The 13,247-nt window shown below is 43.4% G+C and carries 11 protein-coding genes and 2 rRNA genes; 7 read left to right on the forward strand and 6 right to left on the reverse strand.

Annotated elements, in window-relative coordinates; all coding sequences use genetic code 11:
- Positions 1-302 precede the first annotated feature (302 nt).
- The 3 genes from FSC11_RS02310 (at position 303) to FSC11_RS02320 (ending at position 5,256) form a co-directional block, all read left to right on the forward strand.
- A 23S ribosomal RNA gene (locus tag FSC11_RS02310) occupies positions 303-3,196 on the forward strand.
- A gap of 179 nt (positions 3,197-3,375) precedes the next feature.
- A 5S ribosomal RNA gene (gene rrf, locus FSC11_RS02315) occupies positions 3,376-3,490 on the forward strand.
- A gap of 149 nt (positions 3,491-3,639) precedes the next feature.
- The gene (locus tag FSC11_RS02320; RefSeq protein WP_163164883.1) at positions 3,640-5,256 is read left to right on the forward strand and encodes a Na/Pi cotransporter family protein; all 1,617 of its coding nucleotides are present in this window, start codon (positions 3,640-3,642) and stop codon (positions 5,254-5,256) included.
- Here FSC11_RS02320 and FSC11_RS02325 read toward each other — a convergent pair.
- The 3 genes from FSC11_RS02325 to FSC11_RS02335 form a co-directional block, all read right to left on the reverse strand.
- Complete coding sequence (locus FSC11_RS02325; protein WP_163164885.1) at positions 5,219-6,601, reverse strand: dihydrolipoyl dehydrogenase; 1,383 nt, start codon at positions 6,599-6,601, stop codon at positions 5,219-5,221. The genes FSC11_RS02320 and FSC11_RS02325 overlap by 38 nt on opposite strands.
- Positions 6,602-6,854: 253 nt before the next feature.
- Positions 6,855-7,277 (reverse strand): protein tyrosine phosphatase family protein, encoded by a 423-nt coding sequence (locus FSC11_RS02330; protein ID WP_008304907.1) that lies wholly within the window; start codon positions 7,275-7,277, stop codon positions 6,855-6,857.
- Positions 7,270-7,605 carry a protein tyrosine phosphatase family protein gene (locus tag FSC11_RS02335; protein ID WP_004816001.1) on the reverse strand — a complete coding sequence of 112 codons (336 nt, stop codon included), beginning with the start codon at positions 7,603-7,605 and terminating at the stop codon, positions 7,270-7,272. The genes FSC11_RS02330 and FSC11_RS02335 overlap by 8 nt, the downstream gene beginning before the upstream one ends.
- A 124-nt stretch (positions 7,606-7,729) precedes the next feature.
- Here FSC11_RS02335 and FSC11_RS02340 point away from each other — a divergent pair, with 124 nt between their 5' ends.
- The 3 genes from FSC11_RS02340 (at position 7,730) to FSC11_RS02350 (ending at position 9,504) form a co-directional block, all read left to right on the forward strand.
- Entirely contained in the window at positions 7,730-8,626 is an 897-nt protein-coding gene (locus FSC11_RS02340; RefSeq protein WP_163164887.1) for an alpha/beta hydrolase, read from the forward strand.
- Positions 8,627-9,058, forward strand: a complete 432-nt coding sequence (trxC, locus tag FSC11_RS02345) for a thioredoxin TrxC (RefSeq protein ID WP_005223287.1) — start codon at positions 8,627-8,629, stop codon at positions 9,056-9,058.
- A 74-nt stretch (positions 9,059-9,132) separates the two neighbouring features.
- Positions 9,133-9,504 (forward strand): acyl-CoA thioesterase, encoded by a 372-nt coding sequence (locus FSC11_RS02350; RefSeq protein ID WP_218954330.1) that lies wholly within the window; start codon positions 9,133-9,135, stop codon positions 9,502-9,504.
- Between the two features lie 202 nt (positions 9,505-9,706).
- Here the strand turns inward: FSC11_RS02350 and FSC11_RS02355 are convergent, their stop codons facing one another.
- Both FSC11_RS02355 and FSC11_RS02360 read right to left on the reverse strand, forming a co-directional pair.
- Entirely contained in the window at positions 9,707-10,219 is a 513-nt protein-coding gene (locus FSC11_RS02355) for a DUF4442 domain-containing protein (protein ID WP_163164889.1), read from the reverse strand.
- 27 nt (positions 10,220-10,246) lie between these two features.
- Positions 10,247-10,735, reverse strand: a complete 489-nt coding sequence (locus FSC11_RS02360) for a YajQ family cyclic di-GMP-binding protein (RefSeq protein WP_004816006.1) — start codon at positions 10,733-10,735, stop codon at positions 10,247-10,249.
- Positions 10,736-10,826: 91 nt separating this feature from the next.
- Here FSC11_RS02360 and FSC11_RS02365 point away from each other — a divergent pair, with 91 nt between their 5' ends.
- Positions 10,827-11,141, forward strand: coding sequence for a rhodanese-like domain-containing protein (locus tag FSC11_RS02365; RefSeq protein WP_004816007.1), 315 nt, complete (start codon positions 10,827-10,829; stop codon positions 11,139-11,141).
- A gap of 183 nt (positions 11,142-11,324) precedes the next feature.
- Here the strand turns inward: FSC11_RS02365 and mnmC are convergent, their stop codons facing one another.
- Positions 11,325-13,223 carry a bifunctional tRNA (5-methylaminomethyl-2-thiouridine)(34)-methyltransferase MnmC2/FAD-dependent 5-carboxymethylaminomethyl-2-thiouridine(34) oxidoreductase MnmC1 gene (mnmC, locus tag FSC11_RS02370; protein ID WP_163164891.1) on the reverse strand — a complete coding sequence of 633 codons (1,899 nt, stop codon included), beginning with the start codon at positions 13,221-13,223 and terminating at the stop codon, positions 11,325-11,327.
- Positions 13,224-13,247: the final 24 nt, after the last annotated feature.

Below are 13,247 nucleotides of genomic sequence, written 5' to 3' on the forward strand. Positions count from 1 at the left end.
TAAGCTCTGTGATTTATCGCAGTTGACTGTAGTCCGACGAGGATACAGTGAATCATTAACAGAATATATTTGAGTTGAAATAATTTGTTCAAACTCGTTTTAAACAACCTAACAAGCAATTGTGAAAGTTGGATGAAATGAGTTCTAGCGATTAAACTGAATCAAGCGTTTTGGTATATGAATCTAATTGAAGCTGTACGGTGCTTAAGTGCACGAAACTCTAACTGTGAGAAAGGCTAGTTTACTAGTTGATCTTGTTGTTAATCTTACTTGTAAGGATTAACGACTGTTTGGGGTTGTATAGTCAAGTAATTAAGTGCATGTGGTGGATGCCTTGGCAGTCAGAGGCGAAGAAAGACGTGATAGCCTGCGAAAAGCTCCGGGGAGGCGGCAAATATCCTGTGATCCGGAGATGTCTGAATGGGGAAACCCACCTGGTATAAGCCAGGTATCGTATGATGAATACATAGTCATACGAGGCGAACGGAGGGAAGTGAAACATCTCAGTACCTCTAGGAAAAGAAATCAATTGAGATTCCCTCAGTAGCGGCGAGCGAACGGGGAACAGCCCATTAAGTCATATCAGTTTTAGTGGAATGCTCTGGGAAGTGCAACCATAGTGGGTGATAGTCCTGTACACGAAAGGGCTGATATGATGATGTCGAGTAGGGCGAGGCACGTGAAACCTTGTCTGAATATGGGGGGACCATCCTCCAAGGCTAAATACTCCTGACTGACCGATAGTGAACCAGTACCGTGAGGGAAAGGCGAAAAGAACCCCTGTGAGGGGAGTGAAATAGATCCTGAAACCGCATGCATACAAGCAGTGGGAGCCAACTTGTTTGGTGACTGCGTACCTTTTGTATAATGGGTCAGCGACTTATATTCAGTAGCAAGGTTAACCGTATAGGGGAGCCGTAGGGAAACCGAGTCTTAATAGGGCGTTTAGTTGCTGGGTATAGACCCGAAACCGGGTGATCTATCCATGAGCAGGTTGAAGGTTAGGTAACACTGACTGGAGGACCGAACCCACTGTCGTTGAAAAGCCAGGGGATGACTTGTGGATAGGGGTGAAAGGCTAATCAAACTCGGTGATAGCTGGTTCTCCCCGAAAGCTATTTAGGTAGCGCCTCGGACGAATACCATTGGGGGTAGAGCACTGTTTCGGCTAGGGGGTCATCCCGACTTACCAAACCGATGCAAACTCCGAATACCAATGAGTACTATCCGGGAGACAGACTGCGGGTGCTAACGTCCGTAGTCAAGAGGAAAACAATCCAGACCGCCAGCTAAGGCCCCTAAATTATAGTTAAGTGGGAAACGATGTGGGAAGGCATAGACAGCTAGGAGGTTGGCTTAGAAGCAGCCACCCTTTAAAGAAAGCGTAATAGCTCACTAGTCGAGTCGGCCTGCGCGGAAGATGTAACGGGGCTAAAACTATATGCCGAAGCTGCGGATTTACACATTAGTGTAAGTGGTAGGGGAGCGTTCTGTAAGCCGATGAAGGTGGATTGAGAAGTCTGCTGGAGGTATCAGAAGTGCGAATGCTGACGTGAGTAACGACAAAGCGGGTGAAAAACCCGCTCGCTGAAAGACCAAGGGTTCCAGTCCAACGTTAATCGGGGCTGGGTGAGTCGACCCCTAAGGCGAGGCCGAGAGGCGTAGTCGATGGGAAATTGGTTAATATTCCAATACTTCTGTTTAATGCGATGAGAGGACGGAGAAGGTTAAGTCAGCCTGGCGTTGGTTGTCCAGGTGGAAGGTTGTAGGCATGTATCTTAGGCAAATCCGGGGTACTCTATGCTGAGAACTGATAGCAAGCTGTACTTGTACAGTGAAGTGGCTGATACCATACTTCCAGGAAAAGTCTCTAAGCTTCAGTTAAACAGGAATCGTACCCGAAACCGACACAGGTGGTCAGGTCGAGTAGACCAAAGCGCTTGAGAGAACTCTGCTGAAGGAACTAGGCAAAATGGTACCGTAACTTCGGGAGAAGGTACGCTGCCGGCGGTGATAGGACTTGCTCCTTGAGCTGTTGGCAGCCTCAGAAACCAGGCCCCTGCAACTGTTTATTAAAAACATAGCACTCTGCAAACACGAAAGTGGACGTATAGGGTGTGATGCCTGCCCGGTGCTGGAAGGTTAATTGATGTGGTTAGCGCAAGCGAAGCTATTGATCGAAGCCCCAGTAAACGGCGGCCGTAACTATAACGGTCCTAAGGTAGCGAAATTCCTTGTCGGGTAAGTTCCGACCTGCACGAATGGCATAATGATGGGGGCGCTGTCTCCAGCAGAGGCTCAGTGAAATCGAAATCGCCGTGAAGATGCGGTGTACCCGCGGCTAGACGGAAAGACCCCGTGAACCTTTACTGCAGCTTGACATTGAACTTTGATCTTACTTGTGTAGGATAGGTGGGAGGCTTTGAAGTCGCGACGCTAGTTGCGATGGAGCCGTCCTTGAAATACCACCCTGGTAATATTGAGGTTCTAACTCTGTCCCGTTATCCGGGACGAGGACCATGTCTGGTGGGTAGTTTGACTGGGGCGGTCTCCTCCTAAAGAGTAACGGAGGAGTACGAAGGTGCGCTCAGCGTGGTCGGAAATCACGCGTAGAGTATAAAGGCAAAAGCGCGCTTAACTGCGAGACCCACAAGTCGAGCAGGTACGAAAGTAGGTCTTAGTGATCCGGTGGTTCTGTATGGAAGGGCCATCGCTCAACGGATAAAAGGTACTCTGGGGATAACAGGCTGATACCGCCCAAGAGTTCATATCGACGGCGGTGTTTGGCACCTCGATGTCGGCTCATCTCATCCTGGGGCTGAAGCAGGTCCCAAGGGTATGGCTGTTCGCCATTTAAAGAGGTACGCGAGCTGGGTTTAGAACGTCGTGAGACAGTTCGGTCCCTATCTACCGTGGGCGCTGGAAATTTGAGAGGATCTGCTCCTAGTACGAGAGGACCAGAGTGGACGAACCTCTGGTGTACCGGTTGTGACGCCAGTCGCATCGCCGGGTAGCTATGTTCGGAAGGGATAACCGCTGAAAGCATCTAAGCGGGAAGCCTACCTCAAGATAAGATTTCCCTGTGACTTTATGTCACCTAAAGAGCCGTTGAAGACTACGACGTTGATAGGTTGGATGTGGAAGCATAGTGATATGTGAAGCTGACCAATACTAATTGCTCGTGAGGCTTGACTATACAACACCCAAACAGTTGTTGTATCAAGCATCAATTGATTCGATATTAAGCAAAGTAACTTGATTTAGTTAACGCTTAAGAACAAAATATACAACTCAAGTATCCCTGTTAATGAATTCTATTTGGTAGAAAGCTCAGGCATCTAAATAAGACCTAAGTGAGTATCCATAAACAGTTGTGCTGGCGACCATAGCAAGAGTGAACCACCTGATCCCTTCCCGAACTCAGAAGTGAAACCTCTTAGCGCTGATGGTAGTGTGGGGTTACCCATGTGAGAGTAAGTCATCGCCAGCTCATTATTCTAAACACCCCCTTCAATAGAAGGGGGTGTTTTTTTATGCGTGGGAAAAATAGGTGGGTTTAAAGTATTTGATAGGCTTGGTTTAGTTTCAGCTATCGTATATAAATTATTAAAACTTAAAAAATTATAAAAAGGGATAAGTGTGTTTGATGTATTTGCACAACTTTGTGGTGGAATAGGTTTAATCCTGCTCGGCATGACCTTGATGACCGACGGCCTGAAGGATATTGCAGGTGAATCTCTGAGACAATGGTTAGGTAGATTTACGGGTTCTCCTTTAAAAGCGATGAGCTCAGGTATTATCTTTACCTTGATTGTGCAGTCTTCAACAGCGACAACACTTGCTACTATTGGTTTTGTAAGTGCAGGAATACTAACTTTTGCTCAATCTGTTGGCGTGATTATCGGTGCAAATATTGGTACCACTAGTACTGGCTGGATGGTAGCACTGCTTGGTGTCAAATTCTCGATTGGAAAATTCGCTTTACCCTTAATTGCAGCGGGTGCATTACTCAAGATCTTAGCTCAGGGTCGGCTGGCTTTGACTGGGCTTGTAATTGCGGGATTTGGTCTGATTTTCTTTGGAATTGAGTTATTGCAGATGGCAATGTCTAGCCTGGCAAATCGTATAGATCTTTCTATATTTAGCACCCAAAACTTTTTCTCAAAATTATTATTAGTCTTGATTGGCTTGGTGATGACGGTAATTTTACAATCATCTAGTGCCGCAATTACGACGACAATTACTGCATTGGCAAGCCAGATTATTCAGCTAGAACAGGCACTTTTGCTGGTTATTGGTCAAAATATTGGTACTGTAGCTACGGCAGTCTTGGCGGCAATTGGGGCGAATAGCAATGCACAAAGAACGGCTGCAGTACATGTGATTTTTAATCTGAGCAGTGCAACTTTTGCCTTCCTGGTATTAATTCCACTTTTTCTCTGGTTATCCCACCAAGGTCACTTGCTGGCTTCTTGGGATTCTGTAGTAATTGTTGCAGCTTTTCATACGGTATTTAGTTTATGTGGGGCTGTATTATTAATGCCTTTCATCGAACAGTTTAAGCATTTTTTGACTTGGCTCATTCCTACTGATGAGGACAGTTTAATTCAGTCTCTGGATGAGTCGAGTCTTTCAGTACCCGCAGTCGCAGTTGCGAATGCTGAACATGTCATTGATCAGACGATATGGCAACAATATGGTTGGTTTATTGCAGCATTTAAAGATGGGCAGATGGTTGCAGCCAATCAACTTAAACAACAAGATCAACTTATTGTGAAGCTCAAACAATATTTAGCTCAAATTACCGTGTCTGAAAATACCGAAGAGCAAGCACATTTATTGGCCTTACTCAGGAAAGTGGTCTATCTCAATGTATTCCGTAGTGATCTTGAACAATTATCCTATAGTTTGGATATACGGACTCAGCCTGCTTTATATCAAGTTTTATTGGATTTTGTTGAAATTTTTGATAATTATTGGAAGGAAACTGCAGATTTAAAGGATTATGATAAAATTTGCATGTTACAAAATGAACTGATTCTGCTGGAACAATGGGCGAAACAACATCATGCTGAACTTCGTGAAAAAATTAATCAGTATGCTTCTAGCAATCAATTGAGTGCTGCCAGAACCTTGGAATTACTCGCAGCACATCGCTGGCTGGATCGGTTTATTTCCCATAGCCAGCGCTTTGTAAATGTATTAAGTGAAAATGAACTCAATACTGATCAGCTAACTGACGACGTGCATGCTTGAGTGCAGTACGTAAGCCCTCTTCTAGAGTCGGATGATAGAATGGTTTTTCTAGGATCTGATCAATTGTCACTCCTTCACCAATTAACCAGACAAGAAGATGACCTAGATGTTCTGCCTGTGCACAAAATAGTTCTGCACCCAAAAGTTTACGCGTAGACCTGTCTACATATATTTCAGCACCACCCATATTGGTAGCTTCCACCCGCGCTCGGCCCTGTCTTTCATAAGAAATAAAACCTATAACGAAATCAGTTTTTGCTTTTTTTAATTGCTGATAATTTTTTCCAATAATAGCCATTTCAGGCTGACTGAACACAATTGCCAAAGGGGTTAGTTTTGGAATTGCTTGTATATCTGGATAATTTAGGCAATTTTTAACGATTTTTTTACCTGCATATGCAGCTTCATGCTGAATTGGAGCATCAGGAGCTGCATCACCAATAATAAAAATTGGATAGTTAGCTAATTGTTTTGTAGAAAGATCAATTGGAAGAGTTTTGATGTCTGTATATGAAGGATCGATTTTTTCCAGTTCGAGTTGATCAAGGTTGCTGCTTCTTCCGGTTGCCGCTAATACGTAATCAACTTCTAAGATTTCTGCTTGGTCATTTTGCTTAAATTTTATCTGGATTTGATCACCTTGTCGGATCATCTCATCAGGAACAGTTTTAAATTTAATCTCAAGTTCTGAGCTGAGTTGCTGTTGAGCAAGTTCCTGAAGCACAGGACTTGTGAGAGAGCCGACTTTTTGACTACGGGCAAATATAGTGGTCTTGACTCCTAAGCGTTGCATGGCTTGAGCAAGCTCAATGGCAATTACTCCGCTACCAATCACTGCCAGTGACTCAGGTAGGGTAGGAAGCTCAAACACTTCATTAGAGCTAAGCAGTCGCTCACCAAGTACTTCTTTTTGTTTTGTATCGATATTTGGTCGTGAGCCTACAGCTAAAATAAAACTTTTAGCTTGATAATATTGTCCATCTACTTCTACCGTTTGGGCATCTACAAATTTGGCATGACCTGAAATTTTATGTTTTGGATTCCATTGATTGACTTCTTTAAGGGTGGCTTGAGTAAAGAAATCACGTAATTCACGAACACGTGACATGACATTGTTCGGAGTAACTTCACTATCAATATTTAAAGCTAAATCATGTGCATGTTGAATCAGGTGCATACGATTGGCTGAAGCAATTAAAACTTTACTTGGCATACATCCGACGCGTGCACAGGTCGTATCCCAAGGGCCAGCATTAATGATCAGAATATTATACGTATGTTTGATTGCTTCTTTATAGGCAGTGATGCCTGCTGTGCCTGAACCGATGATGATGAGGTCGTACATATTAAAATTATTCGCCTAAGTTTTTATTCCAATATACAAAAATTATCTCCTTTATAGCGGGGTATTATCAAATTTTTACAGGATGATGCGATGAAATTTATCCTTATTTGAAAAGCAAAATGGCGCAAAGAGCGCCATTTATATTTTATTGGGAAATTATAGTGCTGTTCCCACACTTACACCCACCGTCGGTTTCACATTCATCGAACTACAACCAACAAAACTTAAACTTAAGCAAATGATCAGTAAAACTTTATTCATGAATTAATCCTTGGTCCTTCGCCTTGTAATACAAGGCAGCAGAGCGTGTACCACTACGGCAAACCATTAAAATGGGTTTAGGTAAGTCATTATAGTATTTGGAAAACTCTTCAATGTTCTGTTGTGTAATTTTTCCGCTAATCACTGGCTGATAAATTACACTGGCATGATGGCGCTCTGCGATAGTGCGAAGCTGAATAACCGATACTTCATTGCCTGTTTCCTGATCTGGACGATTGACAATGACAGACTTAAAACCCTGTTTCATTAATTCTTGAAACTTAATGCTATTCATTTGTCCAGCTACACTTACTGTAGGAGTTAATGGCCGGCTTAATTCTGCAGAAAAACTGAGTGTAGCAAAGCTTAGACCGAGTCCAAGCATTGCACATTTCCAGAAGCAGGGATTAGTCATCCAATAAATCCATTTGTTTTGCGATCTGGTACAGGTTATTAGAACGGTTACCAGTACGGCAGAACATCAATAACGGTTTTGGTAGTTCGTTATAGTGATTGGCAAAAGTACGGACATCGAGTTCAGTGATCTGACCTGCAACTACAGGTTGATGCACATAATCCAGACCTGCTGCACGAGCAGCTTCTTCAATTTGTGCACTGGTTGGCTGATCCGAACCACCTTCCATATCTGGGCGGTTATTGATAATGGATTTAAAGCCTTTCTCAACTACCTGTTCGATATGTTCTGGACCAATTTGACCTGCAAAACCTACATTTTCACTCATGATGTCACTCCATCATTTCATTTATAAAGATATGCTTTATGATAGCATTAAGCTCAAAAATGAGCAGGAAGATCTGAAATTTTTATAAACGAATACAACCATAAAATAACGCAACGGAGCGCGTATGCATGTATATACAGTTGAACCACTGTATGTCAAAAGCGGTCAAGATGTCATTGCTGCCGATTTTTATCGCCCCAAGAATATACAAAAACCAGCAGTCATTTTAATGGCACATGGTTTGGCTGCCTTACGTCATTTTGAACTGGTCAAATATGCCCAACGTTTTGCAGCAGCGGGTTATGCCGTCATTTTGTTTGATTATCGCTACTGGGGTGGAAGTACCGGACGACCACGAGAACTGGTTTCAATTAAAGCCCAGCTTGAAGACTGGCGAACTATGATTGCTCACGTTAAAGCACGTAAATCCGTGGATGCTAAACGTATTGTGCTCTGGGGAACGAGTTTGAGTGGCGGATATGTACTAACACTTGCCGCAGAATCCAAAGATGTACAGGCCATTATGGTCCAAGTCCCCTTTGTGGATGGTGCTGAAAGTGCCAAATTGTATCCTTTACAGCAGCTGCCTAAAGCGCTGAAAATTTCCAGTCAAGATTATATGGGCTCTAAAGTCGGGATGACGCCACGAACTTTACCCGTCGTGGCCCAGAATGAACTCTGTTTCTTGCCAACACCCGATAGCTACGAAGGTTATCTGTCAATTGTTCATCCAGACCATTACTGGAGCGGGGAAATACCAGCCCGGGTATTCTTTAAATTGATCCGCTATCGACCGATTCAGGACGTCCGCAAAATTACAGTACCGGTTCTGTTTATCGCTGCGCAACAGGATAGCCTGATTCCGATTGAGTCTAGCCGTGAAACGGTAACCAATATTGCACCATTTGCCCAATATCATGAGTGGAATATGCGACATTTCGATATATATCATGGTGAATGGTTTGAAAAAGCAATTTCGACCCAATTAGAATTCTTACATCAATATATTGGAGTTCGTTAGATGATCATTGTATGTCCGTCATGTCAGGCCAAAAACCGTGTGCCTGAAGATAAACTCACCGCGAGTCCTGCATGTGGCCAGTGTCATCAGGGCCTGATTCCACTTGCGCCGATTGAACTGAATGAACAGAATTTTAGCCAGTTCGTGACTGGTAGTGATTTACCGATTCTGATCGATCTCTGGGCGGACTGGTGTGGTCCGTGCAAAATGATGGCTCCGCATTTTGCAACGGTAGCGCAGCAGTATCCAAATGTGGTATTTGCCAAAATTGATACGGAAGCGAACCCAAGACTCAGTGCTGCATTTAATGTTCGTAGTATTCCGACACTAGTTTTGATGAATAAAACTGATGAAATTGCTAGAATAAGTGGCGCACTCAGAGCACCACAGCTACAACAGTGGTTGGATCAGCATTTGAATGCCAAATCTTAATACCCAGGCCTGGAGTTAACGTGTCAGATTCTCATGTACAACCAGAGGGAATTCTTTCCCTACAGACGATTGCAATGCCAGCAGATACCAACTGGAGCGGTGACGTATTCGGTGGATGGATTGTTTCACAAATGGACTTGGCCGGTGCAATTCACGCAGAACGTTTTTCTAAGGGACGTTGTGCGACAATTTCAATTAATCAGATGACTTTTCTGGTGCCGGTAAAAGTCGGTGATGTGATCAGCTGTTATACCAAGATTCTGAAGGTGGGGAATACCTCGATTCAAATGCAAATTGAGGTATGGGACAGTCACGATGATTCCCGTCCACCTGTACGTGTTACTGAAGGGGTATTTACCTTTGTTGCCGTGGATGTCAAAGGCAATAAGCGCCTGATTCCGGATGAAGCAAAACAAAAGTTCATTGATGCTCAACAAGCGAATTGATGAATGCAAAAACCAGACGATATGTCTGGTTTTTTATTTTTGAAAAATTAAATCATAAAATCTTGATTTTAAAACTTGTCCTGATTTTAAAGCTAAAGATCAAATCCTATTAAGCTCAGAAGGGTATGGTAGTCATCATCTCTATAAATAATAAGAATGCTTTAACTCGATCCCAATTTAATTAGTACAGATTATTAAAATATTAAGAAGCAACTCTATTTTTAAGTTGCGATTTAGCGATCCAGGCCCAGAGCATTTCACACTGAATCGGTGCTTCGCCGGATTCATCTGTTATGACGACCTGCACCAATGTTTCGCCTTTATCTGTACTTTGCATCAATTGCTGCTGTTCATTAGTCAGAGTGGCTATAGCACGCATTGCCCCCTGGGTAGGGCGTTTATAATCAATTTTGATACTTTTGATGAGGACGACTGCAGAATCAGGCACGTTCATTGCGGTGACAAATCCCGTGGCTGTTTCTGCAAGCAGTGCCATGGCACAGGCATGAACCTGACCAATATGGTTCTGCATAGCCTTATGATTGGCCATGCTGACCATGACCTGATCATGACTCACCTGTTCATAGCGAATTCGGGCAGAACCGACCATCGGCACCACACGTCCAAAGGTTTTACTCAGCAGTGCAGTACGAATGCCTTGTGGAAGTCGTGAACTTGCTTTTACCAGTTTGGAGAGTCGATTGCTTTTGGCCATGGTTCTATTATCCGAAAATAGACTGTCTTAGTCTTTAAAGTTGTTGAACTGTAAAGGCACACCAAATTGCTGTTCTTTGAGGAATGCCATAATTTGTTGCAAAGTATCGCGTTTTTTATCGGTCACACGAATCTTGTCGCCTTGGATAGAAGACTGCGCTTTAATGCCACTTTCTTTAATGGCTTTATTAATTTTTTTTGCGGTATCTGAGTCAAGACCGTCTTTCAGCTTGATCACCTGGATATAGTTTTTACCTGAAGGTGCACCTTTTTGCGGATCAAGCGCCTGAATATCTACTTTACGTTTAAAGAAATGATTTTCTAACATACTATAAACTTGTTCACACTGGAAATCACTTTCAGTCTTGATTTTGATTTCTTTATTTTTTTCGTTCAACTCGATTGAAACGTCCTGACCACGGAAGTCAAAACGGGTCGCAATTTCTTTTTGCGTGTTTTGAACTGCATGGTTTACTTCAAAAATTTCTAATTCAGAAACAATATCGAAAGAAGGCATAGTTTAGACCTTTACAAATGGAAAGAATATCTGAGATGCTAGGGATGTTTTCTTCATTTGCCAAGTGTTGTTTACATCAAAGGAGTGCGCAATGATCCGTAAACAAGAAATTACAACATTTGAGTTCCCAGAAGGTGCCGTAATCTGGGATGTACGTGATTCTAATGCTTTTGCTGAAGCACATATTAAGGGCGCGGTAAACCAGCCCATTAACGATCTTTCAGCAGATAGCCTTACTCAAGTGTCCACGGATCAGCCGATTTATATCCTGTGTGGTGGAGGCAGTAAAGCCCCTCGTGCTGCTGAAAAATTAGAGGGTTTCGACAGCTCTCGTGAATATGTCATCCTGATGGGGGGTACACGTGCTGCCCGTGATGCAGGCTTGCCGCTGGAACAGGGTGCCTGATTAAGCTTTAAAAAAGAAAAAAGCGCCGTCAGGCGCTTTTTTCTTGGCTATATTTTTTCAAAATGTTCCCCTTTGAAAAAGGTGAACCATAGATGGCGCAAGAGGAGGATTAAATTCTTTCTATAAATCCCTTCCTTGCGGAACAGTGTTCCTCACCCTTTAATAAAGGGAAGGGCTTTAATACTAAGGTTTAAAATAAGGCTTCTTGGTTTTGATTTTCTTTTCAAAGCGTTTGACATCCAGTTTCTTCACTAGATTTGTGGATGCAGGACAAGCTTCTCCTAGAATCTGTGCAGCCAAAATTTCACTACACAATGGAGCAAATAGAAAGCCTTTGGAACCTAAGCCAGCCAGACTATAGATTTCCTGATCTGATTTGAGTTTTCCAAGCAAGGGGAAATAATCTTTGCTCTGGGCACGAACCGAAGCACGACCTTGCCATTCACTGACATCAGCCAAACTCTGTGCATACTCTGGAAATACTGAATGGATCAGTTCAAGGTTATGGATATGGTCTTCTTCCAGTACCTCTGTATCATCACGATTCAGGCAGAATGAAGCACCGAGCAGCAAATGCTGTTCATCAAACTGGATGCAGTAACCGCCGTAGCTATAGGCAATATTCGGATTGAGTGGTTGATCGCTATTTTTGAGCCAACTGACCTGTCCACGAATGGGTTTAAGTTCAGGGTGCTCTTCAAGCAGCTGTGGCGTATTTAATGCGGTACAGACGATGACATGATCAAACTGACCGAGTGAGCTATCACCATCAAATAATTCTGGACATGAGTGTTGTTCAATTCGGCTAATTTGGGCCTGGATATAGCGAATATTGCTATGTTGTAGGATTTCATCACGCAACTGATGAGGCGATACAGCTCCTGCCTGTAACAACGCCAATGCTGGATATTTCGCTGTTAAAGACTGCTGATTTTGATCTGGAACTTGTAGAATACCATCAGGATACTCATCAGCCAGAGCCAACAGGTTTTCTGGATTTTTCAATACCAGCTGCTGAACCTGAATCGGGCGGAAGGCTTTGAATTGTGCATAATGATTTAGGGCGTGTTGCCAAGCCTGCGTCATTAAATGTTCAGCGCTTTGTGCAATCGGTGACAGTTTCGGATTGAGTAGCGCTAATGGATTACCAGAACCACCGGAAAGTGGTGCTGTTTGATCGAATAGGCTGACTTGATGACCACGTAGAGCAAAAGCCCAGGCTATACTTAAACCGGCAATACCAGCACCAATCACGGCAATCTGGCGTGCCTGACATTTCAACTCTTTATTGAGCGAAGTTTTTTTTTGAGTATGATGTTCAGGAATTGCTGTTACTGGCTGTGCAAATTCAGGCGGATTCCAGATGGCTTTCAGCATTTCACGTTTATGACCAAAGCCACGTGGACGTGAAATCGAAATACCATGATTTCTAAGACCGCGTTTCAGTATACCCGCGACACTAAAAGAGGCAAAGGTGGTGCCATAATCCGAGAGTCGAACAATATTGTTCAGGACATTCTCTTCCCACATATCCGGATTGCAGGAAGGCGCAAAACCATCAAGGAACCAGGCATTTACTGACACAGTTTTTTCAATGACTGGAAAGACATCTTGTGCATCACCTAGCCATAAATCCAGAGAAAAACGTTCTTCAGGAAAACTGAGGCGATGACAGCCAGCAATTGGGAGTGGATATTGGGAAATCAGCTGATCTGCAAGGGGTTTTAGTTCCGGCCAGGCATTTAAAGCACGAATCAGATCATCTTTTGATAGAGGAAATTTTTCTACTGAAATGGCATGCAGATGGCTCCGGTTATCTGGACGAACCTGTTGCCACAGTTGCCATAAGGCCAGAATATTGAGTCCTGTACCAAAGCCCGTTTCCCCTACACAAAAATATTCAAAAGGTTTGAGATCCGCGAGCCGGGTACCGAGATCATTACCGTTTAAAAACACATGGCGTGTTTCAAGCAGACCATTGTCCTTGGAAAAATAAACATCACCGAACTGTTTGGAAACTGGCACGTCAATGCCATCTACCAGCTGCCAATCGAGATCGGCAGTTTGAATTGCATGAGACAAAACGGATACAACCTTCAATACGTC

It is taken from the genome of Acinetobacter schindleri, assembly GCF_010918895.1.
Taxonomy (GTDB): domain Bacteria; phylum Pseudomonadota; class Gammaproteobacteria; order Pseudomonadales; family Moraxellaceae; genus Acinetobacter; species Acinetobacter schindleri.

Bases quoted from the DNA above. Each gene is read 5' to 3' on its own strand.
- FSC11_RS02335 (WP_004816001.1), bottom strand. From the start codon at position 7,605: ATGAGTGAAAATGTAGGTTTTGCAGGTCAAATTGGTCCAGAACATATC.
- trxC (WP_005223287.1), top strand. From the start codon at position 8,627: ATGATCATTGTATGTCCGTCATGTCAGGCCAAAAACCGTGTGCCTGAA.
- FSC11_RS02340 (WP_163164887.1), top strand. From the start codon at position 7,730: ATGCATGTATATACAGTTGAACCACTGTATGTCAAAAGCGGTCAAGAT.
- FSC11_RS02365 (WP_004816007.1), top strand. From the start codon at position 10,827: ATGATCCGTAAACAAGAAATTACAACATTTGAGTTCCCAGAAGGTGCC.
- FSC11_RS02360 (WP_004816006.1), bottom strand. From the start codon at position 10,735: ATGCCTTCTTTCGATATTGTTTCTGAATTAGAAATTTTTGAAGTAAAC.
- FSC11_RS02325 (WP_163164885.1), bottom strand. From the start codon at position 6,601: ATGTACGACCTCATCATCATCGGTTCAGGCACAGCAGGCATCACTGCC.
- FSC11_RS02350 (WP_218954330.1), top strand. From the start codon at position 9,133: ATGCCAGCAGATACCAACTGGAGCGGTGACGTATTCGGTGGATGGATT.
- FSC11_RS02355 (WP_163164889.1), bottom strand. From the start codon at position 10,219: ATGGCCAAAAGCAATCGACTCTCCAAACTGGTAAAAGCAAGTTCACGA.
- FSC11_RS02330 (WP_008304907.1), bottom strand. From the start codon at position 7,277: ATGACTAATCCCTGCTTCTGGAAATGTGCAATGCTTGGACTCGGTCTA.